The sequence below is a fragment of the Halomonas sp. ISL-56 genome, assembly GCF_018612805.1.
Classification (GTDB): Bacteria; Pseudomonadota; Gammaproteobacteria; order Pseudomonadales; family Halomonadaceae; genus Vreelandella.
Genome location: NZ_JAGGRO010000008.1, coordinates 180,885 through 205,550, shown reverse-complemented (window position 1 = coordinate 205,550; position 24,666 = coordinate 180,885). Strand labels below are relative to the sequence as shown.

Genomic DNA, 24,666 nt, shown 5'->3' with positions numbered 1-24,666 from the left:
AGCTAAGAATAAGTTGAGAATAAAGCAGGGAGGACAATAACAATGGCGTTTACCACGCAGCGGAAAGTCCGCTTTCAGCACTGTGACCCGGCGGGAATCGTTTTTTATCCTCGCTATTTCGAGATGATTAACTCGGTGGTAGAGGATTGGTTCGAGGAGGTCGTGCACCACGACTTTAACCAACTGCATGTGGAGACCAGTACGGGGGTGCCCACAGCGGCTATCGACACCCAGTTTCACGCGCCTAGCCGGTTGGGCGAACGGCTGACCTTTGAGTTAAGGGTTCAGTCTATGGGTCGTAGCAGTTTAACGCTGCAGATTGTCGCTTATTGCGGAGAGCAAAAGCGCTTAACCAGCGATTCAACCCTGGTATTTGTGGATTTAAGTAGCGGTAAGCCGATGCCATGGACAGAGGCAATACGCCAGCATATTACCGTTGATAACCTATAAGGATAGCCATAATGAGTGACGCCACCTTTCATCAGCTTCTTCACCCTTCCCATTGGAAACCGGCCATCGGCTACGCTAACGGCGTGCTTGCCTCAGGCCAGACGGTTTTTGTCGGCGGTCAGATTGGTTGGAATGCCGATCAGGTATTTGAAAGCGATGATTTCGTCGTTCAAGTGAACCAAGCGCTACAAAACATCGTGGCGATTTTAAAAGAGGCGGACGCAGGCCCGGAACATATCGTTCGGTTAACCTGGTACGTGACGGACAAGCGGGAGTATCTGGCCCGGCTTAAAGAAGTGGGCGGCGCTTATCGCGAGGTGCTGGGCAAACATTTCCCGGCGATGACCATGGTGCAGGTGGCGGGACTTGTGGAAGATCAGGCTAAGGTGGAAATCGAAGCAACGGCGGTGATTCCCGCTGGTTAAGGACAATCAAAAGTGCCTCTAGCAGAGTACAAAGAGGTGCGCCGGATCGAAACAACCTTCCGCGGGGGCGCTGTGAACCCGTCCTTGGGCGCTACTTTCGCCATCCATGGCGAAAGACCCCCGCTTCAGGCTATTTCGATCCTGTGATGAGTAGCTTTGCTAGGTTTTAATCAAATCTCAACGCTAGCGTGAAACCCTTTAATCCACTCAACAAAACAGCCATCGTTTAGATAGTGTTCAAGAATCGAGAAGTGATCCACATCGGAAAGTAGCTGCTGGGTAACAGTTTGGCCCTGCTGGCTCAAATGATCAGCGTAGCTACTCATCTGCCGCTCAAATTCATCGGACTCCAATGCCCCTGCTACCAGCTTTATCGGTGCAGCCACTCGGCACGGCAGCCATAGCGGGCTGAACTCCTGCACATCGCGACCGGTTAGCTGAAGCTTGGGCTGCAGCCACGACCAGGGAAAAGGCCGCAGATCGTAGAGTCCGCTCACACATAGCGCACCGCGAATTAGCTGATTCGGCAAACCAAAGATGCCCTCCCAGTCTGTCGACATCAGCATGGCACAGAGATGCCCACCTGCTGAGTGCCCCGAAATACTCAGCTGCTCAGTGTCGATGTTTAACTCAGCGGCATGGGTATAAACGTAGGCGACGGCAGCCTGAGCCTGACGCACAATCTCGCTAAAGCGCACCTGCGGGCAGAGCGCGTAGTTGACCACTGCCACCGTAATACCCGCGTTTACCAAGTCATCCACAATAAAGCTAAATTCACGGTGACTCAGTGAGCGCCAGTAGCCACCGTGGAAAAACACGTGAACAGGGGCTTGGGGCTTATCGACAGGAGATGCATCGGCATGAAAGATATCCATGCGTTCAGTAAGCGAATGCCCGTAAGGGACATCTAGACTTACCCGGTGGCGTGCGCGAGAGGTCTCGCTACGCTCACGCCAATCCTTTACCAACACCGCCGGGTCACGACCCAACATCGGGTCGTAGGCACGGTCGATCTCTTCTTGAGTCGCAAAATGTTGATAAAGCATGTACGTCTCCTTATCGCTGACGCCCTCCCTACTAACCCCGGCTTTTCATCAACAGCATACGCAGCGGGGCGATTGCCAGAATGGCAAATCCGATTAGCGTCCAGGCGGGCAGTGATAGGCCGAGCAACGAAAAATCGATATTAGCGCACTCACCCGAGCCGGTTAATACCATAGCGACTACGTCCTGCATGGGCAGAATATCCATCATGTAATCCAGCCCTGGGCCGCAGGAAGGTACTTCATCGGCGGGCAAGCCTTGTAGCCACACATGGCGTCCGGCGATAAAGGCACCCGTTCCCACTGCAATTAGCGACAGCAGGCCATAAATGACTTTACCCACACGCCCGGCGGGGCTGTGGATAGCAGCAATCGCAAACACGATGCCCGCAGCAATCACCGCCACACGCTGGAAGATACACAGCGGGCAGGGTTCAAAGCCACCGATATGCTCTAAGCCCAGGGCCACCGCCATCATTAATACGCAGAAGGCTAAACCGGCCAAAGCTACCGAGCGAAAGGAATGCAGAATCATTGACGAACCTCAGATGGCAGCGCCGAGAGAGCGCGGGACTCACGCGCTTTGGTGAAGTAGACCTGCAAGAATTCCTCAAAGGTCTCTTGGTCAGCGGCTTCGATATCGTGCTGCTGCTGGTGGGAGGTCTCGATTAACTGAGCAAGTAACGCTTCGCGACTACGTTGCATTGGCTCGGCTTTCAAATGTGCGGCCTGCTCTTGAGCAAGGCTTAACATCAAGTTGCTAAGCGATCCGCCGTTCTCCTTCAGCCGTTGAAGCACTTGCGCAGAGGGCGTTAGCGAGGGGTCTGCCAAGCGTGGTGCAAGGCTTTCCAGCGCGTCAGCATGAGGTGTGCCCTCTTCGACCGCATCCAGCAGGCGGGCAACCTCGCCCATCTCGGCAAATATCTGTTCGCCCCACTCACGCACCGAGGTGGTTTCACCGTGGTTGAATAACTGAAGTTCAGGGTCACGGCCACGCTCAACCACCCAGCGGCGGTTGTCATCCAGACGATCGCACTCTTCGTCGGAGATCCATGGGCTGTCGCTGAGCAGGCACCACATCAAGAAGGTATCCACAAAGCGCATCTGGTCTTCCGTGACGCCAAGAGGATCGAAAGGATTTAAATCCAGACAGCGCACTTCAATGTACTCCACGCCGCGTGCTTCAAGGGCCTGGCTGGGCGTCTCGTTGTGCTTGGCGACCCGTTTGGGGCGAATATCGCTGTAGTACTCGTTTTCGATCTGGAGAATATTGGCATTTAACTGGCGCCACTCTCCATCCTCGTTGACACCCATTTTTTCATAGTCGGGCCACGGTGAAGAGATGGCGTGACGCAGGGTATTTACGTAGTTGGAGAGCGAGTTAAAACAGATTTTAAGCTGCGACTGTACCTTGTTTTGATAGCCCAGATCCGACATACGCAGTGTCGTCGCGTAAGGCGCGTAGTAGGTATCGTCACTTAGGGAGTGTAGCTTTTCAGGCACTTTTTTGTCGTCAGGCAAAAAACTCTTATCAATCGCCGGTGATGCACCAAACAAATAAAGCAGTAACCAACTATGCCGACGGAAGTGGCGAATCATGCCGAAATAGCGGGTGGAGCGGTAATCGTTGAACGGAATATTGGTGGCTTTTTCCATTTCACGCAGGGCGTGCCACATATCATCCGGCAGCGAGACGTTGTAGTGAACGCCTGCAATCGCCTGCATGATGCGGCCATAGCGCATGTCCAACCCTTTACGGTAAACATGCTTCATGGTGCCGACATTGGAGCTGCCGTAGTCAGCAATCGGCACGCTGTCGTTACCGGAAAGCCTGGAGGGCATGCTGCCGGGCCAAATCCACTCATTTTCAAGGTGATGATAGGTGAAGGTGTGCAGGTCAGAAAGGAAGCACAACGCTTCACCCGGCAGCGAGTAAACCGGCGTAATGTACTCTAACAGTGACTCTGAATAATCCGTGGTGATATGCGGGTGGGTTAACTTGGAGCCCAGCGCGTGGGGGTGCGGCGTTTGCGCAATGTGGCCATTGGCATCAACCCGCAGCCCCTCTTTTTCAAGTCCGCGCCGCAGGCGGCCCAACCGACCAAGGCGCGCACTGGGGATCAGGCGCTCGACTTGCGCGGTCAGCGCAGATGGCACAGTGAGTGGTTCAGGCAAGGTGAACACTCCTTGTCAATAAGACCCGCCGTGAGCGGGCCTTGGTGTAGTCAGGTGGCATCGCCATCATCGCTATTTCAAATAGAAAACAGGATATGGCGGCAACCATGGTTATTTCAAGCTAGCTAGTTTTTAAGTCATGCGACACTTTACCGCTGTCAAATCACTATTTGCCGCCACGCGCTTTTAACAACGCTGCGCCTAACGCACCCATCGGGGCTTCCGCTTCCGCAGGCTTGACGCTGTTTCGCTGCCCCCGTGATGGCTTGCGGTTTGCGTTACGCTGATCCGTTGGCGCGTTGCCGGTTTCTTCCTCTGGCTGATCATCCAAACGCATCGACAGCCCTACCCGCTTGCGGGGAATGTCTACGCTCATGACTTTAACGGTGACAATATCTCCTGCTTTCACTACGCTGCGCGGGTCGTCGATAAAGCGATCTGATAGCGCCGAGATATGCACCAGGCCATCCTGATGGACACCGATATCCACAAAAGCACCGAAGTGTGTCACGTTGGTGACAGTCCCTTCGAGCACCATGGAGAGTTTGAGATCATTGAGGGTTTCGACCCCTTCGCGGAACTCGGCAGCTTTAAACTCTGGGCGCGGGTCGCGGCCCGGTTTATCCAGTTCTTTGAGAATATCGCTGACCGTGGGCACGCCAAAGCGCTCATCGGCGAAGTCGGCTGGCTTTAACGCTTTCAGCGCAGCGCTATCACCAATCAAGCCGCGTACTTCACGGCCGCTCTGCTTGGCGATACGCTCTACCAGTGGATAGGCTTCCGGGTGCACGGCGCTGGCATCCAAGGGGTTATCGGCATTATGGATACGCAAGAAGCCGGCGCACTGCTCGAAGGTTTTGGCGCCCAGACGGCTGACTTCCAACAGCTCTTTACGGCTTTTAAAGGCGCCTTTAACGTTGCGCTGAGCAACGATATTTTCGGCCAGTGCAGCACTAAGACCCGCTACCCGAGAAAGTAACGCGCTGGAGGCGGTGTTGAGATCGACGCCTACGGCGTTAACACAGTCTTCAATGACCACTTCAAGGCTGCGGGAGAGCTGCACCTGAGAAACATCGTGCTGGTACTGGCCCACGCCAATCGACTTGGGCTCGATTTTCACCAGTTCGGCCAGCGGGTCTTGCAGGCGGCGGCCAATGGAGACCGCACCCCGTACCGTAACATCAAGATCCGGCATTTCCCGTGAGGCGTATTCAGAGGCGGAGTACACTGAAGCGCCTGCTTCCGACACCATCACTTTGCTTAAGCGGTGCGCGGGGGCCAGTGCCTTGAGCAGCTCACCGGCCAGCTTATCGGTTTCGCGGCTGGCGGTGCCGTTGCCTACGGCAATCAGCTCAACGCCGTGCTGTTTCACCAACTTCGCCAGCACGCTCAAGGCTTCATTCCATTGGTTTTGCGGCGCATGGGGGTAGATAGTGGCTTGATCGACAAACTGCCCGGTGGCATCAACGACCGCAACCTTACAGCCGGTGCGCTGACCGGGGTCGATAGCCAGGGTGACTTTCTGCCCCGCTGGGGCAGCCAGCAGCAGATCTTTTAAGTTAGCGGCAAACACCTCAATCGCGGTTAATTCAGCCTGTTCCCGTAAACGGCCGAGGAGCTCGGTTTCCAGAGCAGTGTAGAGCTTTACCCGCCACGTCCAGCGCACCACTTCGGCTAACCATTTATCCGCCGGGCGGCCCTGATCACTGATGCCAAATTGCTTGGCAATCGCGACTTGAGCAGGATGGACGGGGGCCTCCTCTTCACCGGGCAGCCGGATCGACAGGCTCAACACACCTTCATTGCGCGCACGGAACATGGCCAGAGCGCGGTGTGACGGCGCTTTGGCGAGTTTCTCATCATGCTCGAAATAGTCCGAGAACTTAGCGCCCTCTTGCTGCTTGCCATCCAGCACCCGGGCACTTAGCTGGCCCTCTTGCCATAGCCGCTCACGCAGTTGGCCAATCAATTCGGGGTCTTCGGCGAAGCGCTCCATTAAAATCTGCTTGGCGCCATCTAGGGCGGCCTTGGCATCTTCAATGGCAGGTATATCGCCTTCGGCTGTGCGCAGATAGTTTGCCGCTTCGCTTTCGGGGTTGAGGCTTGGGTTGGTAAGCAGTGCATCTGCCAGTGGTTCAAGCCCCGCTTCACGGGCAATCTGCGCTTTGGTGCGGCGCTTTTTCTTAAACGGCAGGTACAAATCTTCCAGCCGCTGCTTGGTCTCGGCGGCGTTAATGCTGGCTTTTAGTGTGGCGTCCAGCTTGCCCTGCTCATCAATGGCAGCGAGTACCGCTGCGCGGCGCTCTTCTAGCTCGCGCAGGTAACGCAGGCGTTCATCTAACTGGCGCAGCTGGATATCGTCCAGCGCGCCGGTGACTTCTTTACGATAGCGGGCAATAAACGGCACGGTGGCGCCACCATCCAACAACTCCACCGTAGCGGATACTTGCTCGGATCTTACGCCAAGCTCAGTGGCTAGACGGGAAATAATACGCTGATTGACATCCATAAATCGCAACTAACTCATGCAGCATTTTTAAGTGCCAACAAGGTATCACAAACCCACCACGGCTGGCATGACTTAGGCGTTAGCGCCGCCACCCGTGGTCATCCCAAAACGGCCGACGTGATTCGCGCTGAACCGCTTCGCGACTAATGCCAATATCTTTAAGCATATCGTCGCTTAAATGACGCAAGGTCTCACGCTCACGACGCAGCTGCCGCCAGCGATAGAGCCTTTCTCGCCAGGTAACTCTCAGCTGCCGTTTCTCAATCGACTGGCACTGTTGGTTTTGTGCGTAGTGTAGCGAGCGCTCCATTTCAACCTCCCTTCGCCGCCAGTGACGGCGGCGTGAATAAGTGTTGAAGGAAGTATTGAGCAGCGCCTACAATCAATCCAACGAATACTCCTTATAAACAACATCAAAAAGATTGATACCCATGGCCACACTACCCACCATTGATCACGAGCTGCTGCGTACCTTTGTTGCCATAGTGGATCAAGGCGGCTTCACCCGCGCCGCCCAAACGGTGAACCGCACCCAATCGGCCGTGAGTATGCAAATCAAGCGGCTGGAAGAGGACGTTATTCAGCGCCCGCTGTTTGTGCGCCAAAGCAAGCCGCTGCAACTGACTAGCGAAGGCCACACGCTGCTTGGCTATGCGCGCAAGATTTTATCGCTGCAGGGAGAGGCGCTAACGCTGCTGCGCCAACCCGACATGGTGGGCCGCGTGCGCTTGGGCGTACCAGATGACTATGTAATGCGCTTTCTGCCCGGCATTCTGAAAACCTTTTCCCAGGCGTGGCCCTTGGTGGATGTGGATGTCCACTGCGCACCCTCGTCAGTGCTTTCCCAGCAACCCCAAGGAAGCCTGGATCTGATTATTATGACGCGGGAGATAGGCGACGAAATTGGCACCATTTTAAGACGCGAGGCGACCGTATGGGTATCGGCTGAGAGTCACAGCACTCATTTACAAACGCCAGTGCCACTGGCGTTGTTCGAGGCACCCTGTTTTTGTCGCCGTCATGCCTGCAATGCATTAGACCGAGCAGGGCGCGCCTACCGAGTTGCCTATAGCAGCCCGAGCTTAGCAACATTGCAGGCAGTTGTTGGCGCGGGGTTAGCAGTCTCCGCCTGGATGCGCAGCCTAGTTACCCCCGATATGCAGATATTGGGGGTAAAAGAAGGGTTTCCCGAATTACCCGAATCATCCATCGTGCTATTGCGCACCGCCTCTACACAGTCACCCATTATTGATAGTTTGGCTGAGCATATTGTTGAAGGGTTTAGGCTTTAATCGGCACCGCTGCGCGCTGCTTCCGCGGGTGCGCTTCGCTTACCACGCGCTACGTAAACCCAAATCAGATGCGTACACAAACCGTAGCGCGGGTAACGAGAACGTGAGTTCAACGAGCGTTTGAGGCACCCGCGGGAGGCGGCGGAACGACGCCCCGTGGCACCTATCCCAAACATGACTTCGCATTACATTTGATAATAAAAACCTAGCAAGCACTCCTACAAAGACTTCTATCTAGCGCCCCGACCAGCCAGTCAATATCATGCGCTTGAAACGCCAGCGGTGGGCGCAGCTTCAGTACATTTCCATGGGGCCCAGCCACCGAAGTAAGTACACGCTCTTCGCGTAACGCTTCGATGACGCGTAGCGCTAACGCTTTATCAGGCGTTTTACTCTGCTTGTCGGTGACTAGTTCAAAGCCAATAAACAAACCGGCTCCGCGTACATCGCCAACACACTCATACTTATCTTTCAGGGTTAGTAGCTCCGCCCGTAAGGCTTCTCCCACCCGCAGGCTATGGGCCTGTAGTTGCTCCTCATGAATAACGTTTAAAACTGCTTGAGCCGCGGCCATGGAGACAGGGTTGCCACCGAAGGTATTGAAATAGGGTATTTGGTCGCTGAAGGCCGCTAATACGTCATCTTTGGCCAACAGGCCAGACACGGGTATTCCATTGCCCATTGGTTTTCCCATGGTCACTATATCCGGCACCAGGCCATGGCGTTCGAACCCCCAGAAGGCGTCTCCCGTTCGGCCAAAACCTGGCTGCACCTCATCCGCGATAAAGATGCCGCCATTGGCATGCACGATGTCGATGGCCTTTTTCAGAAAGCCTGGAGTACCCGGCATTACGCCGTCTGAGGAAAAAATAGCATCCGCTAAGAAGCCAGCCAACTTGATCCCTTGAGCGGCCATTTTATCGATTGCTTGCTGCACCTCATTAGCAAACCAGTCCCCCAGTGCGGCTGAACCTATCCGGTATTGATCGGGTGATGGGACTAAAAACGTGGTGGGCGAAAGCGCTTGGCCGCTGCCCAGCGCCGGAGAAGCGCCGGACGTTAACTCGCTGGTGCCATGGTAAGCCTCTTTGGTGACGATAATGCCAGTGCCACCACTCCAGGCTCTGGCCACACGGATTGCCAGATCGTTGGCTTCTGACCCCGTACACATATACATCGCACGATTAATGGCGTTAGGCACCGTGGCCAGAATTGAGTCGGTGTAATCGAGGATGCCTTCATGAAGATAGCGGGTATGGGTGTTAATCCTCTGCATCTGCTCACTCACGGCTGAGACAACCTGTGGGTGGCAGTGGCCTATACTGGCGACATTATTATAGACGTCGAGATATTGTGTGCCCTGTGCATCCCACACATATTGACCACGCCCCTTTACCAGGTGAACGGGGTTTTGATAAAAAAGTCGATACGAATCGCCTAACACGGCGGCTCTTTTATTCGTCATTGCGCGTATTGAGGAATCCAGAGACTCTGAACTCTCTTTACGAAAACTATTGGTATCCATAATCGTGGAACGCGTTGCCATATAACTCTCCTGCAGACCGAAGCACTGCCTGTTAATTTAAAAAGCCAGTTCACTTAAATGTAAAATATAAAAGACCATTTAAAACCCGCTGCGCTATTAAGCCATCCACTACTCACTGGTAATAAGCGTTGCACTCTTCTTCAAAGCATCGAGTATTAATGGGTCATTTATAGTTTTATCCGTAATTAAGAAATCTATCCTTTTAATAGGGCAGTAACTAACTCGGCTGACTTTGCCGATTTTTGAATGGTCGGCCAGCAGGAGCACTTTGTCGGCGTTATTCACCATCGCCTCCGCGATCGCAGCCTCATCATGGTCAAAGCTGCTCGCCCCGAAATGCGCATCAAGGCCGACGGGGGACAGCAGGGCCATATCTGCGCGATATTTATGGATTTCACTGATGGTGTGCTGGCCAAAGGTGGACTTCAATTGTGGGTTTATTTTCCCCCCAAGAAGAACCACTTGATTGGAACCGGAGACCCCCTCTTCCTGATTGCAGGTCTCCAGCAGGTAGGCCACTTCCCAGGAGTTGGTAATAATGATGAGGCCCGATAGCTTTTTCAGTTCTTCTGCTAGTAGTGTCGTGGTACTACCGGCATCAATAAATAGCGTTTGACCGCTTTTTATTTCATTTCTAGCCCGTTTAACCATCGACTTCTTTTCAGTAACATTGAGTTTTTCACGCACATTGATGGGCGGTTCTTCTTTACTAACCGAGATTGCCCCACCATGAATACGTTTTAACTCACCTACTTTTTCTAAAAGCAATAAATCTCTTCTTATCGTTTCCTTTGACACCCCCAACTCGTCCACAAGCCTTTCTGTGGAGAGTTGATTAAATGTATTAATAAGCGAGCAGATACGCTGGTGACGCTCATGATGCCACATGGATTAACTCCTTTTTTCCGGTGATGGCACTTTTTTAATCAGCCAACGCAGTAACAGCATCGCCGTCACGACCACCATCATCAGGCACGTTGAAAAGGCAGCCGCCTCGGAAATTCGACCTGCATCGCTGAGTTGCATAATGGCGACAGGCGCAACATTGATGCTCGGCGTAATGAGGAAAATGACCGCGGACAATGACACCATGGAGCGCATAAACAGGAAGAAAAACACTGCAATACAAGTCGTCATCATGAAAGGCACGACGGCATCTCGTAGCGTTTCCTTCATGCCACCACCAAAACAGGTACAGGTGTCTTCCAGTGACGCGGGCACGCCTCTTAACCCCGTCATCATGGTTAGAAAGCCTTGCGAGTGGTAGTGGTACAGATTGCATAAACCAATCAGCAGCGGCGTTCCATACAGTAGCGTTAGCGGCCCGCCGGTATTAAAAGCGAGGATATAGGCTAAACCGAGCACCAGCCCGGGAACCCCTACCGGCATAATGGCAATAAAATTAACGATACGCCTTAGGTGGAGAGGTAGCTTCTTCATCGATATTGTCATCAGGAAGATAAGCACTACGCCCACTGAAGCGGCAAGCAGCGATATCCATAGCGACATCCATAAGGGCCGGTATCCTCCTGCCATGCTGATGTTGTAGTGGCGTAAGGTGAGTTCCATTCGATAGGGCCAGAGATCGACAAAGCTAGCGAACACCGTTACCCCAATGACCATGTAGATGACGAAGGCACAGGAGTGGGTCAAGGTTCCTAATATGAGATCACGCTTAACGTTACGGTCGGGTGTCACCTGAATGGCACTTTCACTTGCGGAAGCGGACTGTTTGCGCGCGGCAAATCGTTCGATGCCGACAGCCACCACGGTAGGAATCAGCAGCAGAATGCCAACCACGGCGCCCATGCTGAAGTTCATCTGCCCGGCGACTTGGTTATAAATTTCGGTAGCCAGTACTCTGAAATCACCCCCAATAACCGCCGCGTTGCCAAAGTCGGTGATGGTGACGGTAAAGGCCACAAAACCAGCACTGACCAGCCCGAACTTGGCGTTTGGGAGGGTAATATCGCGAAACTTTTGCCAGCCGGTTGCGCCCATCACCTCTGCGGCTTCATAGAGTCGCGCGTCTGACTGTCTTAGCGCCGCCTGTATGATCAACACCACCTGCGGCAACGCATAGAGCACATTTGCCATCAGTAACCCGTAGAACCCATAGGGATTGATACTGATACCAAACCACTGGCTGATGAGCCCATTTCTGCCAAAGATAAAAATAAGCCCCAGGCCTTGCACCAGCGAAGGGGCCAGTAATGGCAGGGTAAGTGCCACCGTAATGAAAACTCGCCCCCTGGTACTGGTTCTTTCCAACCGGTAGGCGATGGCAAACCCCAGCAGCAGCGCAATCAACATCGTCATAAAGCTGAGCAAAAGGCTATTGACGGTCGCCGCGATCAAGGTGGGGTTGTTAAATACCTGAGCGTAGTTCGACAACCCCACTGTGCCATCCGGCGTTGTGAGGCTTCTAATCAGCACGATATAGAGTGGATAGCCAAAGAATAGCAAAAGACAGATCAGGGGGATAAGCGTGGAGGCAATCACCAGCATCTTATCGAGATTGAGATACGCGCCAGGGGGAGATATCCGGCGTTGACCTCCCAGGGAGAAAGTACTCTTCATGATGTCACCCAAACAAACCCGTTGGCATCGAATGACACGCCAACACTGTCTCCTGGACGGCACTGAATATGGTTGTGAGCCTCGATAGTAAGCTCCATGCCAGCATACTCAACGCACACGCGGTTGAAGCTGCCATGAAAGGTACTGCTTTTGACCTTGGCTTGTCGTTGCCTGCCCTGATCAATGGTGATGAACTCAGGCCTAATACATAGGAAATGCTCGATTCGGTCTTGGGCAGGCAGTGTCGCCAGCGCCTCGGGTAAATGCTGCGTTACCCACGCCAGCGGCAATAGATTGCTTGCCCCGATAAAATCGGCAACAAAGCGTGTTTTGGGCTGTAAGTAGAGTTCATCAGGACGCCCTATCTGTTCGATCATGCCGTTATTCATACACACAACCTTATCAGCAAGGGCCAGCGCCTCTTCCTGGTCGTGGGTCACCATAAGAATAGGAATCCCCAACCGCTGCTGTACGTCTTTTATCTCCATCCTCATCTTCTCGCGTACTTTCGCATCCAATGCAGATAGCGGCTCATCGAGCAGGATGATGGAAGGGTCTATCGCCAGGGCTCGCGCCAGCGCAATTCTCTGCTGTTGCCCCCCTGAAAGTTGGTGGGGGTAGCGGTTCGCCATATCGGCTAGATTGATGAGTTCCAGCATCTCGTCTGCACGCTGGCTGATAGCTTTTTTGCTCCACCCTCTTAGCTTTAGTCCATAGCCAACGTTCTCTTTGGCGGTCATATGAGGAAACAAAGAGTAGGACTGAAAGACAATGCCGAAATTACGCTCTCTGGCAGGCAGTGTGATCAGATTTTTACCTTCCAGCGTTAGCTTGCCACCATCCGACGGTAGCAGGCCTGCAATGATTCTAAGCAGCGTGGTTTTTCCACAACCACTGGGGCCTAGCAAGCAAACGAACTCGCCACTATCAATCGTGAGATTGATTCGATCGAGAACGATATTGTCGCCAAATATCTTATGTAAATTATCAATTTCTAAATACATGGTTCATCCAGCCGAGTGGGAGCTAATCCAAAGAAGGCGGTTAAACGCGGCTTATACCCAATAAGCCGCTCTTTTCTTAACGCCCTACACGCTGCTGCCATTCGGCCAGAAAGCTCGGCCTTTCACTTGCGGACTGGGCAAAATCCATGGGAAAGAGAATCGCTTCGACATTTTCCGGCAATCCAGCTTCATCGGCGCCTTCCGGCCGTGTTGCCCCTGGAATAGTGACAATCTCCTTATACTCTCCGTAGAGATCGGCCACGGAATCCGACAACGTCCAATCAAGGAATTTCTGAGCGGCCTCTTGGTTTGAAGAAGAGCTCAACATCGCGGATGCTTCTAGTTCATAGCCTGCGAAATCCTCAGGAATCACCATTTTGATCGGGTAGCCCTCCGCAATAGAGCGCATCGCGACAAAGGCGAACGAAGCACCGATGGCGTACTCCCCTGTTCGCGCCATTTGACAAGGCCTGGAGCCCGAGCTGGTGTACTGCGCCACGTTGTCATTGATTTGCTCAATCAACGCCCAACCATCCGGCATCCCTTGTTCAATCGCTACCATTTGCATATAGCCGGTTCCCGAAGAGGCCGGGTTGGGCATTACGATCTCGCCTTTGTAGACGGGGTCGGCAAGATCTTCCCAGGAGGTCGGGGTCGGTAGGCCTAGCCGCTCTAACATCGGCTCATTGATACATAGAGCACCGAGGTAACCCGTGGCCGCAAACCACCGCCCCTCTTCATCCTTGTAAGGCGCCGCCAGGACATCAATACCTTCAGGGCTATAGGGAGCCAACTGGCTGAGGATCTGAGGGTCAATCATGTTACTGAGGGCCAGACCCCAGACAACATCCACTTGGGGACGACCAGCTTCGGCAATCAACCGTGCAGCCAAATCGCCTGTTGAAAGGCGGAGGACATTTACCTCAAGGTCTGGATGGTCAACGCTAAGCTGCTGGAGATAACTGTTAATTTCATCCTGTTCCAGTGCGCTATAGACGGTGATGGAGTCGGCATGGGCAATCGAACTCAGCGCACTGAGTAGTACGGCAAAGGCTAGTTTCGTTTTTACGGGTCGCATCGCAATCTCTCCGAATGTCATGGAATCGAGTGTGATGATGGCGAGCGTATTGCATAGTTGTTTTTATGTGGCTTTGTGTTTTTTTATGCTTTCATTAAAAACACAAAGCAGATAAACGCGCAAGCTTTTTTCGAAACCAGCGCTAACTCAAACGTTAGAAATTAAAAAATGATCCGTCATAGCAGGAGCGCTTACGCCGCGATACGAAAATCCACTGATTAAGCTTCGTGCACATCCCGTAGCGCGTGGTAACGAAAACGTGAGTTCAGCGAGCGCTTGAGGCACCCGCGGGAGGCGTCGGGACGACGCCCGGTAGCTCCACGCCAACCCCGGCACCGCTTCGCGCTGCTTCCGCGGGTGCGCTTACGCCGCGCTACGAAAATCCACCCATTCAGCTGTGTGCACGCATTTGTAGCGCGTGGTAACGAAAATGCGAGTTCAGCGAGCGTTTGAGGCACCCGCGGGAGGCGGCGGAACGACGCCCGGTAGCTCCACGCCAAACCCGGCACCGCTGCGCGCTGCTTCCGCGGGTGCGCTGACGCTTACGCCGCGCTACGAAAATCCACCCATTCAGCTGTGTGCACGCATTTGTAGCGCGTAGTAACGAAAACGTGAGTTCAACGAGCGTTTGAGGCACCCGCGGGAGGCGGCGGAACGACGCTCTGTGGCACCACGCCAACCCCGGCACCGCTGCGCGCTGCTTCCGCGGGTGCGCTGACGCTTACGCCGCGCTACGAAACCCTACCGATTCAACTGTGTGCATGCCCGCGGGAGGCGGCGGGACAACGCCCGGTGGCACTAAAATTGGGTTGTACGGGTCTGTACGGTGGTTTCATCCGCTGATGTTTTTGGGCTGCGGTACTTCATCGGCTGTTGGTTGGTATAGGCAGGTACGATCAAGCTGTGAAAGGCTGGTCAGCCCCAGCAGCGCCATATTGCGCTCAATTTCACGCTGCAAAAGATCGGCAACATGCTCTACCCCGGCTTGTCCCGCGCAGGCGGCTGCGTAGTTGAAGGGACGCCCAACAAAGACAAAATCAGCCCCCAGCGCCAGCGCTTTGATAACATCGCTGCCACGCCGGAAGCCGCTGTCGATCATAATCGGAATATCGCTGACGCGACGCTTAATCTCTGGCAGCACCTGGAGTGGCGAAATGGTGCAATCCAACTGGCGTGCACCGTGGTTGGAAAGAATGATGCCATCAACGCCCGCTTGACGTGCGCGCACCGCATCCTCAGGGTTAAGCACTCCTTTAACGATCAAGACATCGGGCCATAGTCGCCGCACCAGATCCAGATAGCCCCAATCAAAATGGCGCCGCCCCGAAAAATCCCGCGCAGCTTGGCGAGATATGACGGGGGCACCCCGTTCGGCATAATTGTTCTCAAAGTGCGGCATGCCATGCTTCCACAGCGTGCGCAGGAAGGTATTAATCAGCCAGTCTGGGCGCATCAAGCCATCGAACGCTAAACGCAGGCTTGGTTCCAGCGGCGAGGAAAAGCCTGAGCGGCGAAGATGCTCGGGGTTGGGGGGAACCGGGTAATCGAGCGTCACCACCAGCTTCTTGAAGCCTGCCCGTTGAATACGCGCGAGCAGCGCTTCGATACCCTCTGCGGTTCCCGGCAAATACGCCTGGAACCAGTCGGCGCCCTCTACTTTGGCGACCTCTTCCATGGGTATCAGCGATGAGCCACTCATAATCATCGGCAGGTTGCACTTCGCTGCTGCCCGCGCCAGCACTAAGTCGCCCTGGTAAGCTGAGAGCGCACTGATACCCATGGGGGCGATGCCAAAAGGTACCGCGTAGCGTTTGCCATAAAGCTCTGTGTGTAGATCAATTTGCGCAACGTTAACAAACGCTTTTGGCAAAAATCGGTATTCATCAAAGGCGCTCAGATTAGCGCGCTGGGTTCGCCCATCCTCGGCAACATGGTCGATATAGCCAAAAATCGGCCTGGGCAGTTTGCGCCGGGCTAGCCGTTCAACATCGTGCAGGTTATGGATGCTGGCGAGTTTTTTTTGAGTACTTAGTCGTTGAAACCATCCTTTCACACAGCGCTCCTAATCATTGTTTTATATCGCCCCAGTGAACAGGCTCGCCTATTCAAGCCGGCATGAAGCGCAGGGCCACTCCGTTATTACACCAGCGCAGGCCGGTTGGATCAGGGCCATCTTCAAATACATGGCCTTGATGACCGCCGCAACGGGCGCAGTGGTATTCGGTGCGAGGCCAAACCAATTTGAAATCCAGCTCTGCCAGCATATGTCCTTCTACATGCTCAAAAAAGCTAGGCCAACCAGTGCCAGAATCATATTTCATTTCACTGGTGAAGAGTAATAGATCACAGCCAGCACAGCGATACTCACCCTCTCCCCACTCTTTATCCAAGGGGCTAGAGAAAGCAGGTTCAGTCCCGTGCTTACGGAGCACATGAAAGGCCTCATCGGAGAGCCGTTCGCGCCACTCAGCTTCACTCAATTGCAGTGTTTCCAACCCAGGGGAAGCCTCAAGGTCTAAGCGTGGAAAGCCAAACGAAAAACCGGGGATTGCCCCTACTATACTAGTGAGTCCTGCTAGGCCTAAAAATTGACGTCTTTTCATGGTGTCGCTCCCGTCGTAATTGGCAAGGAAAATAGCCAATAAAAAATGGGACAGTGCCTAAGCACTGCCCCATTCTGACTTCGATCGTTGCTAACGTCTTTGTCGTCCCTGCATCCGATTACTTACACCGACGCGCATCTTTTTAGATCCGCTAACGTTTAGTCTAGCTGAGGGCCCGCCTTGATGATCGCTTCGTTGACACCTTCGAATTTTTTGAAGTTATCGACGAATTTGGTCGCCAGATCTTTGAGGTGGCGGTCGTAGGCGTCACGGTCTTGCCAGGTTTCACGCGGGTCGAGCAGGCTAGAGTCGACGCCTGGCACGGCAAGCGGTACTTGCAGATTGAGACCATCGATGTGCTTGGTATCGATGTCGCGCAGCACACCAGACTGAATCGCGCTGATGATGGCACGTGTGGTGGGGATGGAGAAGCGTGCGCCGCCCTCACCGTAAGCGCCGCCGGTCCAGCCGGTATTGACCAAGTAAACCTGCGCATCCTGCTTATCGACACGTTTGATCAGCAGGTCTGCGTACTCACGGGCAGGACGCGGGAAGAACGGTGCGCCAAAGCAGGTAGAGAATGTGGCGGCTAGACCTTCCGAGGAGCCCATTTCAGTGGAGCCCACTTTGGCGGTGTAGCCAGACAGGAAGTGATACGCCGCTGCTTCTTTGGAAAGAATCGACACCGGGGGCAGTACGCCGGACATATCGCAGGTCAGGAACACGATGGCATTTGGCTCGCCGGCCAGGTTTTCCGCTACGCGCTTTTCTACGTGCTCTAGCGGGTAAGCGGCGCGGGAGTTCTGGGTCAGGCTGTCGTCGGCGTAGTCAGGCTCACGGCGGTCATCCAGCACCACGTTTTCCAGTACGGTGCCAAACTTGATGGCGTTCCAGATAACCGGCTCATTCTTCTCGGAAAGATCGATACATTTGGCGTAGCAGCCGCCTTCCATATTGAAGACAATGCCGTCGCCCCAAGCGTGCTCGTCGTCACCGATCAAGTAGCGTGCCGGGTCAGCCGAGAGCGTTGTTTTACCGGTGCCAGAGAGACCGAAGAACAGGCAGGTTTCGCCATCTTCGCCCACGTTCGCCGAGCAGTGCATCGGGAGTACGTCGGCGGCTGGCAGCAGGAAGTTCTGCACCGAGAACATGGCTTTTTTCATTTCACCGGCGTAGCGCATGCCCGCGATCAGCACTTTTTTGTCGGCAAAGTTAATGATTACGCAGCCATCAGAGTTGGTGCCATCCCGCGATGGATCGCACTCAAAGCCGGCAGCGTTAGCAATCGTCCACTCATCTTTAACCGCTGAGTTGTAAGCCAGGGGGCGCACAAACATGGTACGGCCAAACAGATTTTGCCAAGCGGTTTCGGTGGTGACGCGTACCGGCAGGTAGTGAGCGGAATCACTGCCCACATGCAGTTCAGACACAAAATGCTCTTGGCTGGCCAGGTAGTCGTTGACGCGATCCCACAGGGCGTTGAACTTGCTGGCGTCGAAGGGCTGGTTAACATTGCCCCAATCGATTTGGCTGCTGGTGGTGGGCTCGTCGACGATATAGCGATCTTTCGGTGAACGGCCGGTACGTAGGCCGGTATTGACGACCAAGGCACCGTTGGCTGAGAGGCGGCCTTCGCCACGTGCCACTGCACGCTCGATTAGTTCGGCGCTGCTGAGATTAACATGGGCTTGGGGAGCGGCTTGAGTCGTAGTCATGTCGATTCCTGGGCTTCTCTCGAGTTACCGGGCGTCACCGACGCCATAAAGTCATCCCAGCCACTGCAAAACCGGCTGGGCGCGCTGAAGTTCGGCGCATTATGGCAAAAAGAAAGCCCCCAGGAAACGGGGGCGAAGATCAAATATCTTGTAGTTAAACTACTACATAGACACTACATTTTGTGTTGCGGCGCAGTAATAATTCAAACAGCCGTTTGCAACAAATCGCAAATTCATTGAATCCACTGGCCCTCCAAGCATTGCCGGGAACTGCTCTACCCCGCGCTCTCGACTACATACTTAGTGAATCGTCGGCGATGGCGCTTCGGGGTCGTCCAACAAAGTTTCAATATCCGCTGCTGTGTAGTGATATTTCGTGTGGCAAAAGTGGCATTGGGTGTCGATTGCGCCCTGTTCGTGGAGAATATCGCGTAGTTCTTCCTTGCCTAGAGAGTGCAGCGCGTAGCTCATACGCTCCCGAGAGCAGGTGCAGCCAAAGCGCAGGGCTTTGGGTTCAAAAACGCGCACGGTCTCTTCGTGATAGAGACGATGCAGTACTTCGCGCTGCTCAAGACCCAACAGCTCTTCTGTTTTAATCGTATCGGCTAGCTGTACGCTGCGATCCCAGGCATCAACATCCTGGTTTTGCGACTCTTCCGGCAGCCGCTGCAGCAGTAACCCGCCCGCGCGCTTCTCATCTGCGGCCAACCAGAGGCGGGTTGGCAACTGCTCGGATTGGCTGAAATAAGCTTCCAGGCAGCCGCCCAGGGACTCTTGATCCAGCGCCACAATACCTTGATAGCGATTACCTTCGCGGGGATCGAGGGTAATCACGATCTGACCTTCACCCACCAGCTCGCGGAAGCTGGCGTGTTCGCTGGGCAGCGCAGCGTCTTCTGCTATGCGGGCAATCGCACGCAGTTCGCCACCGGGGTTGGATTCGGCCATCAGCAATGAAAGAACACCGCGCCCGCGCACTTCGATACTCAGCGTGCCATCTAACTTAACCGTGTCGGTGAGCAGGGCCACGGCGGCTAACAGCTCACCTAGCAACTCATTTACCGCCGGTGGGTAGGCGTGGCGATCCAACACTTCGTGATAGGCGGCCGCCAGGGTGACGATTTCACCGCGGACATTGGTGTGATCGAACATAAAGCGTTGAATTTGATCGGACATAATTTGGCAACCTAAGGTTTAACTGGTTTATTGGTGGCTAAGGCTACTAAGCTCAGGATAATCACAGTAGACAATCCACACGCCTCAGTGCCGAGGGCAGGTTTCCGCGAGGGCGCTGTAAACCCATCCGTGGGCGCTACTTTTGCCATCTGACCGCCATGGATGGCGGAAATGCCGGAATAGCAGGGAGCTTTTTCCGGCCCTGGCAAAAGACCCTCGCTTCAACCTGCCCTCGGATCCGGTTATAGGGCGGAATTAAAGGGATTCATTATCAACTACGATAGTTCCGCTACTCGCCCTGATGGCGTTGGAAGCGTTGGATATCGCGGCGCTGCTTTTTGTCGGGGCGTTTAAGAGGATGCTGCATTGCCTCGTTAGTGAGGCGTCTTGCTTCGGCTTCTTTGGCACGCCGCTGCACGCTCTCATCGGTTTCCGCATAAAGTGTGCGCGCTTCTGGCGCGCCGCGGCGTTGATCCGAAAGCGATAAGACTTCGACCTCCAAAATCTCCCAGCCCTGGGGAACGCGAATAAGTGCGCCGATTTCCACCTGCTTGCTGGTTTTAGCGCGGCCACCGTCGTAATTCACTTTCCCGCCCTCAATGGCTTTTTTAGCCAGTGCGCGGGTCTTGAAAAAACGCGCGGCCCACAGCCATTTATCCAAGCGTACGCTGTCGCTCATGAACGCTCTCCTTGAGTTTCTGAAAGCGACCCAGGCACTTGCTCGGGAAGCAAATGCGCAAAGCGGTCTAGGGCAATAAATTCCTGTAACTCTTTTTCAGGCCGCTGGCTGTCGGGCTGTTTAATGCCCAGTAGATGCTTAATCCCAAACTCACGAGCGCTCTCTAGCACGCGGGCATTGTCATCGATAAACAGCGTGCGAGCGGGATCAAAGGCTTCAATCTCTTGCAGCGCAAACCAAAATGCCTGCTCCTCTTTGGCCGCTCCCACGTCCTCGGAAGAGACGATAGCATCCAGATAGCTTTCCAAACCGGTGAGGGGCAACTTCAAGGCAAGACTTGCACGGTCGGCATTCGTAGCGAGTACGACTCTAGGGTGAGCCTGCTTCAGCCACTTGAGGAAATCCAATGCGTCGCTGCGCAAGCCTATCAAGTGCTGGACTTCGCGCTTCAACGCCACTATGTCCACGCCTAATTCGCGGCTCCAGTACGCCAGGCTGTACCAGTTCAGGGTGCCCTGCTCGCCAATAATGCGCGCGCGCAGCGCTTCCTGGGAGGCTTCATCCAACTGGTGCAGTTCGCGGTAGCGCCGCGGCAGATGCTCCAGCCAAAAGTGGCTGTCGAAGTGTAAATCCAGCAGCGTGCCGTCCATATCCAAGAGGACGGTGTCTATCTCGCGCCAATCAATCATTGCCGCTCCAGTCACGTTAGGAGTAAGCGTGCTATTGTAGCGTAACCGCCTTTTCCCAGCCATGGAGGCCCTCGTTTATGCCCACATTCAACCAGCAAAAAGAAGCTAGCGTTAGCCGTTCAGGTTATCAGCAAAAGCCGCAAATTTTGGCGCGCAAGCGCGTTGCCGAAAGTCGCTTATTCCAGATTGAATCATTGGATTTGCGCTTCTCTAATGGTGAGGAGCGCCAATTTGAGCGTTTAACCGGCGCTGACCGCGGAGCGGTGATGATGGTGGCGATGCCCGACCCCGACCACGTGCTGCTGATCCGCGAATATGCCGCGGGGTTTGAAGATTATGTGCTGACCCTGCCAAAGGGGCTGGTTGACCCTGGTGAAGATATTATCACCGCAGCCAACCGCGAGTTAATGGAGGAGTGCGGCGTTGGCGCGCACTGTATTGAGCCGCTGGTTGAGCTTTCGTTGGCGCCCAACTATATGCGCCACCGCATGCAGGTACTCCTCGCCACCGACCTTTACCCCAAGCGACTGCCGGGAGATGAACCCGAGCCGCTAATTGTGGAAACCCATGCCATCGAGGAGCTCCCGGCCCTACTGCTGCGCGAGGATTTCCACGAAGCCCGCGCCATCGCCGCACTCTATATCGCCCGGGACCGGTTGCGGGAAGAGAAACATAATAACGAACCGGATTTGCTTTGATCATTCACATCAATGATTTTTCAATGCGATCCAGCGCCGTTGGCGGTGGCTGTCGAGGCCTGCTTCCAGCAGGGCCATTGAGCGCAAAGCGTCGTCGACGCTGACCGGTAGCGGCGCCTTATCGCGGATAGCGGCGGTGATGCCTTGATAATACGCCAGATAATCGCCCGGCAGGGTTGGCAGCTCACGACGCGTTAGCGGGGCGTTTTCTCCCTCGCCTTCGCGCAGCGTCAGGGTGCCGTGTTGAGTGTCTTCGCCCCACTGGGATGTCGGCAATTCGCCTGCTTTTAAACGATCTTCTTGAGGGTCTAAGCCGTATTTTATGAAGCTGCCTTGGGTGCCATTGATCCGAAAACGCGGCGTCGGTTCCGCCACCAGCGTGCCTGCTGCCAAAGTTACCCGAAAGCTTTCGTAGTCGAGCAGCGCCAGGAAGTCATCGTCAGCCTTGGCGCCATCCCGCAATGCGCTGAGTTCCAGCAGAATGGCCTGGGGCATGCCAAACAGCTCGCAGGCTTGATCCAGCAGGTGTGGGCCTAGGTCATACCAGATGCCGCCACCGGGGGTGGCCTTCTCGCGCCAGCGGTCGCGAACTTCCGGGCGGAAGCGGTCAAAATGGGATTCAAAATTGACCAGCCGACCTAATGTCCCCGCCGCGAGCAGCTCTTTAATGGTCAGAAAATCGCTATCCCAACGGCGGTTGTGAAACACCGACAATAGGCACTCTTTGTCATCCGCCAACTTTTTGAGCAGCTTTGCTTCTGACAACGAGACCGTAAAGGGTTTATCGACCACAACGTGCTTGCCCGCCGTTAGGGCTGCCTTGGCGAGCGAAAAGTGCGTGTCATTAGGGGTTGGGATAACAACCAAGTCAATGTCAGGACGCTGGCATAGCGCCAACGCTTGGCTCTCAACCTCAACATTGGGAAGAGACGCCGCTACCTTGGCAGCATCGCTTGACGACACTGCCACCAAATCCAGGCCTTCCGTGGCCTGGATCAGCGGTGCGTGGAAGGTTTGGCTAGCGAAACCGTAGCCAACTAATCCAACGTTAATAATCGCCTTCATTTGATTCCTTACTTGGGCTTATTGTGTGTTTCAGCTGCGTATATCAGTCGAGCTTGCTTAAATCCCGAACAGCCCCTTTGTCAGCAGAGGTCGCCAACAGCGCATAGGCTTTAAGTGCTGGCGTTATCTTCCGGGGGCGTTGTTCGACCGGCTTCCAGCCAGCGGCGCCTTTGGCATCCATCGCCTCGCGGCGAGACGCCAGCTCAGCATCCGTCAGCTGGACGTTGATCGTCCGGTTGGGGATATCGATACGTATCAGGTCGCCCTGCTCGATCAATCCAATAGCACCACCTGCCGCAGCTTCCGGGGAGACATGACCAATGGAGAGCCCGGAGGTGCCCCCCGAGAAGCGCCCATCGGTCAGCAGCGCACAGGCTTTACCGAGCCCCTTGGATTTGAGATAGGAGGTCGGGTAGAGCATTTCCTGCATGCCGGGGCCGCCTTTCGGGCCTTCGTAGCGAATTACCACTACATCACCCGCTTTGACCTTGTCCGCCAGCACATCGGCAACCGCCTGATCCTGGGACTCCACCACATGGGCGGGGCCTTCAAACACCAAGATCGAGTCATCGACACCGGCGGTTTTGACCACGCAGCCATCCAGCGCGATATTGCCGTAGAGCACCGCCAAGCCGCCCTGCTGGGAGAAGGCGTGCTCAAGGTCGCGAATACAGCCGGTAGCGCGGTCGCCATCCAGACTCGGCCAGCGAGCGCTTTGCGAGAACGCCGTTTGGGTGGGAACGCCCCCCGGCCCGGCTTTGAAAAACTCAACGACCTCGGCACTGGGCGAGCGCATGATATCCCACTCATCCAGCGCGGCTTTGAGGCTATCGCCATACACGGTGGGCACCGAAGTATCCAGCACCCCGGCACGATCCAGCTCGCCTAGAATCGCCATAATGCCGCCGGCTCGGTGAACGTCTTCGATATGGTACTTCTGGGTATTGGGCGCAACCTTGCACAGCTGAGGCACTTCACGGGAGAGGCGGTCGATATCCGCCATGGTGAAGTCCACCTCGGCTTCCTGGGCCGCCGCCAGGAAGTGCAGAATCGTGTTGGTAGAGCCACCCATGGCGATATCCAGGGTCATGGCGTTTTTGAACGCCGCTTTGGAGGCAATCGCACGGGGCAATAGGTGCGCCTCGTCGCCTTCGTAATAGCGTTTGGCCAGCTCAACAATGCGATGACCTGCGGTTTCAAATAGACGGCGGCGATCCGAGTGGGTCGCCAGCACGGTGCCGTTGCCGGGCAAGGCTAGACCCAACGCCTCGGTTAAACAGTTCATCGAGTTGGCGGTAAACATCCCAGAACAGCTGCCGCAGGTGGGGCAAGCGCTGCGTTCCACTTCAGCGAGGGTCTCATCGTCTACGCTGTCGTCAGCGGCCATGACCATGGCATCGACAAGATCCAGCCCGTGGTTAAGCAGCTTGGTTTTGCCCGCTTCCATGGGGCCGCCAGAAACGAAGATAACCGGAATATTGAGGCGCAGAGCGGCCATCAGCATTCCGGGGGTAATCTTGTCGCAGTTGGAAATACACACCAGCGCATCAGCACAGTGGGCATTGCACATATACTCGACGCTGTCGGCGATCAGGTCGCGGCTAGGCAGCGAGTAGAGCATGCCGTCGTGGCCCATGGCGATACCGTCGTCTACCGCAATGGTATTGAACTCTTTGGCGACGCCACCGGCTTTCTCAATCTCACGTGCGACCAGTTGGCCCATATCCTTTAAGTGCACATGGCCCGGCACAAACTGGGTAAAGGAGTTGGCGACTGCAATAATCGGCTTTTGGAAATCACCGTCCTGCATACCCGTTGCGCGCCATAGCGCGCGAGCACCGGCCATGTTGCGGCCAGCGGTGGTGGTACGTGAGCGATACTCTGGCATGGCTTCCTCTACTCTCTAATAAATAGCTATGCGTTTTTTTTATTAGCCCGC

At 54.9% G+C, this 24,666-nt stretch carries 23 protein-coding genes; 5 read left to right on the top strand and 18 right to left on the bottom strand.

Features of this window, described 5'->3' with window-relative positions; translation table 11 throughout:
- Positions 1–42 precede the first annotated feature (42 nt).
- Positions 43–450, top strand: coding sequence for an acyl-CoA thioesterase (locus J7J49_RS06975; protein WP_215091301.1), 408 nt, complete (start codon positions 43–45; stop codon positions 448–450).
- An 11-nt stretch (positions 451–461) separates the two neighbouring features.
- Positions 462–875: a RidA family protein gene (locus tag J7J49_RS06970; protein WP_215091300.1), complete on the top strand. Its 414-nt coding sequence runs from the start codon at positions 462–464 to the stop codon at positions 873–875.
- 170 nt (positions 876–1,045) lie between these two features.
- Here J7J49_RS06970 and J7J49_RS06965 read toward each other — a convergent pair whose 3' ends face one another.
- The 5 genes from J7J49_RS06965 to J7J49_RS06945 form a co-directional block, all read right to left on the bottom strand.
- Positions 1,046–1,921, bottom strand: a complete 876-nt coding sequence (locus J7J49_RS06965; protein ID WP_215091298.1) for an alpha/beta hydrolase — start codon at positions 1,919–1,921, stop codon at positions 1,046–1,048.
- A gap of 31 nt (positions 1,922–1,952) precedes the next feature.
- Positions 1,953–2,453 (bottom strand): disulfide bond formation protein B, encoded by a 501-nt coding sequence (locus J7J49_RS06960; RefSeq protein WP_215091296.1) that lies wholly within the window; start codon positions 2,451–2,453, stop codon positions 1,953–1,955.
- Positions 2,450–4,093 (bottom strand): glutamate--cysteine ligase, encoded by a 1,644-nt coding sequence (gshA, locus tag J7J49_RS06955; protein ID WP_215091294.1) that lies wholly within the window; start codon positions 4,091–4,093, stop codon positions 2,450–2,452. The genes J7J49_RS06960 and gshA overlap by 4 nt, the downstream gene beginning before the upstream one ends.
- Positions 4,094–4,259: 166 nt before the next feature.
- The gene (locus J7J49_RS06950) at positions 4,260–6,602 is read right to left on the bottom strand and encodes a Tex family protein (RefSeq protein ID WP_215091292.1); all 2,343 of its coding nucleotides are present in this window, start codon (positions 6,600–6,602) and stop codon (positions 4,260–4,262) included.
- A gap of 79 nt (positions 6,603–6,681) precedes the next feature.
- On the bottom strand, positions 6,682–6,912 hold the full coding sequence (locus tag J7J49_RS06945; protein WP_064236320.1) for a DUF1127 domain-containing protein: 231 nt from the start codon (positions 6,910–6,912) through the stop codon (positions 6,682–6,684).
- A gap of 121 nt (positions 6,913–7,033) precedes the next feature.
- On the opposite strand from J7J49_RS06945, the gene J7J49_RS06940 reads away from it, so the two are divergent.
- On the top strand, positions 7,034–7,894 hold the full coding sequence (locus J7J49_RS06940) for a LysR substrate-binding domain-containing protein (RefSeq protein WP_064236319.1): 861 nt from the start codon (positions 7,034–7,036) through the stop codon (positions 7,892–7,894).
- Between the two features lie 205 nt (positions 7,895–8,099).
- Here the strand turns inward: J7J49_RS06940 and J7J49_RS06935 are convergent, their stop codons facing one another.
- The 5 genes from J7J49_RS06935 to J7J49_RS06915 form a co-directional block, all read right to left on the bottom strand.
- Positions 8,100–9,440, bottom strand: coding sequence for an aspartate aminotransferase family protein (locus J7J49_RS06935; RefSeq protein ID WP_215091289.1), 1,341 nt, complete (start codon positions 9,438–9,440; stop codon positions 8,100–8,102).
- Between the two features lie 108 nt (positions 9,441–9,548).
- Positions 9,549–10,328: a DeoR/GlpR family DNA-binding transcription regulator gene (locus J7J49_RS06930; RefSeq protein WP_215091288.1), complete on the bottom strand. Its 780-nt coding sequence runs from the start codon at positions 10,326–10,328 to the stop codon at positions 9,549–9,551.
- A gap of 3 nt (positions 10,329–10,331) precedes the next feature.
- Positions 10,332–12,020 (bottom strand): ABC transporter permease subunit, encoded by a 1,689-nt coding sequence (locus J7J49_RS06925; RefSeq protein ID WP_215091286.1) that lies wholly within the window; start codon positions 12,018–12,020, stop codon positions 10,332–10,334.
- Positions 12,017–13,024, bottom strand: a complete 1,008-nt coding sequence (locus J7J49_RS06920; protein WP_215091284.1) for an ABC transporter ATP-binding protein — start codon at positions 13,022–13,024, stop codon at positions 12,017–12,019. Before J7J49_RS06920 ends, J7J49_RS06925 begins: the two co-directional genes overlap by 4 nt.
- Before the next feature lie 76 nt (positions 13,025–13,100).
- A complete protein-coding gene (locus tag J7J49_RS06915; protein WP_215091282.1) occupies positions 13,101–14,102 on the bottom strand; it encodes an extracellular solute-binding protein in 1,002 nt (333 codons plus the stop codon).
- Positions 14,103–14,532: 430 nt separating this feature from the next.
- On the opposite strand from J7J49_RS06915, the gene J7J49_RS06910 reads away from it, so the two are divergent.
- On the top strand, positions 14,533–14,703 hold the full coding sequence (locus J7J49_RS06910) for a hypothetical protein (RefSeq protein ID WP_215091280.1): 171 nt from the start codon (positions 14,533–14,535) through the stop codon (positions 14,701–14,703).
- Positions 14,704–14,934: 231 nt separating this feature from the next.
- Here J7J49_RS06910 and J7J49_RS06905 read toward each other — a convergent pair whose 3' ends face one another.
- From J7J49_RS06905 to yrfG, 6 genes are all read right to left on the bottom strand, one after another.
- On the bottom strand, positions 14,935–16,155 hold the full coding sequence (locus tag J7J49_RS06905; protein WP_215091278.1) for an alpha-hydroxy acid oxidase: 1,221 nt from the start codon (positions 16,153–16,155) through the stop codon (positions 14,935–14,937).
- A gap of 52 nt (positions 16,156–16,207) precedes the next feature.
- A complete protein-coding gene (gene msrB, locus J7J49_RS06900) occupies positions 16,208–16,705 on the bottom strand; it encodes a peptide-methionine (R)-S-oxide reductase MsrB (protein ID WP_215091276.1) in 498 nt (165 codons plus the stop codon).
- A 158-nt stretch (positions 16,706–16,863) separates the two neighbouring features.
- On the bottom strand, positions 16,864–18,420 hold the full coding sequence (locus J7J49_RS06895) for a phosphoenolpyruvate carboxykinase (RefSeq protein ID WP_215091274.1): 1,557 nt from the start codon (positions 18,418–18,420) through the stop codon (positions 16,864–16,866).
- Between the two features lie 300 nt (positions 18,421–18,720).
- A complete protein-coding gene (gene hslO / locus J7J49_RS06890; RefSeq protein ID WP_064236315.1) occupies positions 18,721–19,596 on the bottom strand; it encodes an Hsp33 family molecular chaperone HslO in 876 nt (291 codons plus the stop codon).
- Positions 19,597–19,885: 289 nt separating this feature from the next.
- A complete protein-coding gene (locus J7J49_RS06885; protein ID WP_215091273.1) occupies positions 19,886–20,275 on the bottom strand; it encodes an RNA-binding S4 domain-containing protein in 390 nt (129 codons plus the stop codon).
- Positions 20,272–20,964, bottom strand: coding sequence for a GMP/IMP nucleotidase (gene yrfG, locus J7J49_RS06880; RefSeq protein WP_215091271.1), 693 nt, complete (start codon positions 20,962–20,964; stop codon positions 20,272–20,274). Before yrfG ends, J7J49_RS06885 begins: the two co-directional genes overlap by 4 nt.
- A 77-nt stretch (positions 20,965–21,041) precedes the next feature.
- Here yrfG and nudE point away from each other — a divergent pair, with 77 nt between their 5' ends.
- On the top strand, positions 21,042–21,662 hold the full coding sequence (gene nudE / locus J7J49_RS06875; RefSeq protein WP_215091268.1) for an ADP compounds hydrolase NudE: 621 nt from the start codon (positions 21,042–21,044) through the stop codon (positions 21,660–21,662).
- A gap of 9 nt (positions 21,663–21,671) precedes the next feature.
- Here nudE and J7J49_RS06870 read toward each other — a convergent pair whose 3' ends face one another.
- On the bottom strand, positions 21,672–22,727 hold the full coding sequence (locus tag J7J49_RS06870) for an oxidoreductase (protein WP_215091267.1): 1,056 nt from the start codon (positions 22,725–22,727) through the stop codon (positions 21,672–21,674).
- 43 nt (positions 22,728–22,770) lie between these two features.
- Positions 22,771–24,615, bottom strand: a complete 1,845-nt coding sequence (gene ilvD, locus J7J49_RS06865) for a dihydroxy-acid dehydratase (protein WP_215091264.1) — start codon at positions 24,613–24,615, stop codon at positions 22,771–22,773.
- Positions 24,616–24,666: the final 51 nt, after the last annotated feature.

Coding starts and splice junctions, on each gene's coding strand:
- J7J49_RS06935 (WP_215091289.1), bottom strand. CDS start 9,440: ATGGCAACGCGTTCCACGATTATGGATACCAATAGTTTTCGTAAAGAG.
- J7J49_RS06920 (WP_215091284.1), bottom strand. CDS start 13,024: ATGTATTTAGAAATTGATAATTTACATAAGATATTTGGCGACAATATC.
- ilvD (WP_215091264.1), bottom strand. CDS start 24,615: ATGCCAGAGTATCGCTCACGTACCACCACCGCTGGCCGCAACATGGCC.
- J7J49_RS06895 (WP_215091274.1), bottom strand. CDS start 18,420: ATGACTACGACTCAAGCCGCTCCCCAAGCCCATGTTAATCTCAGCAGC.
- J7J49_RS06945 (WP_064236320.1), bottom strand. CDS start 6,912: ATGGAGCGCTCGCTACACTACGCACAAAACCAACAGTGCCAGTCGATT.
- J7J49_RS06940 (WP_064236319.1), top strand. CDS start 7,034: ATGGCCACACTACCCACCATTGATCACGAGCTGCTGCGTACCTTTGTT.
- msrB (WP_215091276.1), bottom strand. CDS start 16,705: ATGAAAAGACGTCAATTTTTAGGCCTAGCAGGACTCACTAGTATAGTA.
- J7J49_RS06885 (WP_215091273.1), bottom strand. CDS start 20,275: ATGAGCGACAGCGTACGCTTGGATAAATGGCTGTGGGCCGCGCGTTTT.
- J7J49_RS06925 (WP_215091286.1), bottom strand. CDS start 12,020: ATGAAGAGTACTTTCTCCCTGGGAGGTCAACGCCGGATATCTCCCCCT.
- J7J49_RS06930 (WP_215091288.1), bottom strand. CDS start 10,328: ATGTGGCATCATGAGCGTCACCAGCGTATCTGCTCGCTTATTAATACA.
- J7J49_RS06965 (WP_215091298.1), bottom strand. CDS start 1,921: ATGCTTTATCAACATTTTGCGACTCAAGAAGAGATCGACCGTGCCTAC.
- hslO (WP_064236315.1), bottom strand. CDS start 19,596: ATGTCCGATCAAATTCAACGCTTTATGTTCGATCACACCAATGTCCGC.
- nudE (WP_215091268.1), top strand. CDS start 21,042: ATGCCCACATTCAACCAGCAAAAAGAAGCTAGCGTTAGCCGTTCAGGT.
- J7J49_RS06870 (WP_215091267.1), bottom strand. CDS start 22,727: ATGAAGGCGATTATTAACGTTGGATTAGTTGGCTACGGTTTCGCTAGC.
- J7J49_RS06960 (WP_215091296.1), bottom strand. CDS start 2,453: ATGATTCTGCATTCCTTTCGCTCGGTAGCTTTGGCCGGTTTAGCCTTC.
- J7J49_RS06975 (WP_215091301.1), top strand. CDS start 43: ATGGCGTTTACCACGCAGCGGAAAGTCCGCTTTCAGCACTGTGACCCG.
- J7J49_RS06915 (WP_215091282.1), bottom strand. CDS start 14,102: ATGCGACCCGTAAAAACGAAACTAGCCTTTGCCGTACTACTCAGTGCG.
- J7J49_RS06910 (WP_215091280.1), top strand. CDS start 14,533: ATGCGAGTTCAGCGAGCGTTTGAGGCACCCGCGGGAGGCGGCGGAACG.
- J7J49_RS06970 (WP_215091300.1), top strand. CDS start 462: ATGAGTGACGCCACCTTTCATCAGCTTCTTCACCCTTCCCATTGGAAA.
- yrfG (WP_215091271.1), bottom strand. CDS start 20,964: ATGATTGATTGGCGCGAGATAGACACCGTCCTCTTGGATATGGACGGC.
- J7J49_RS06950 (WP_215091292.1), bottom strand. CDS start 6,602: ATGGATGTCAATCAGCGTATTATTTCCCGTCTAGCCACTGAGCTTGGC.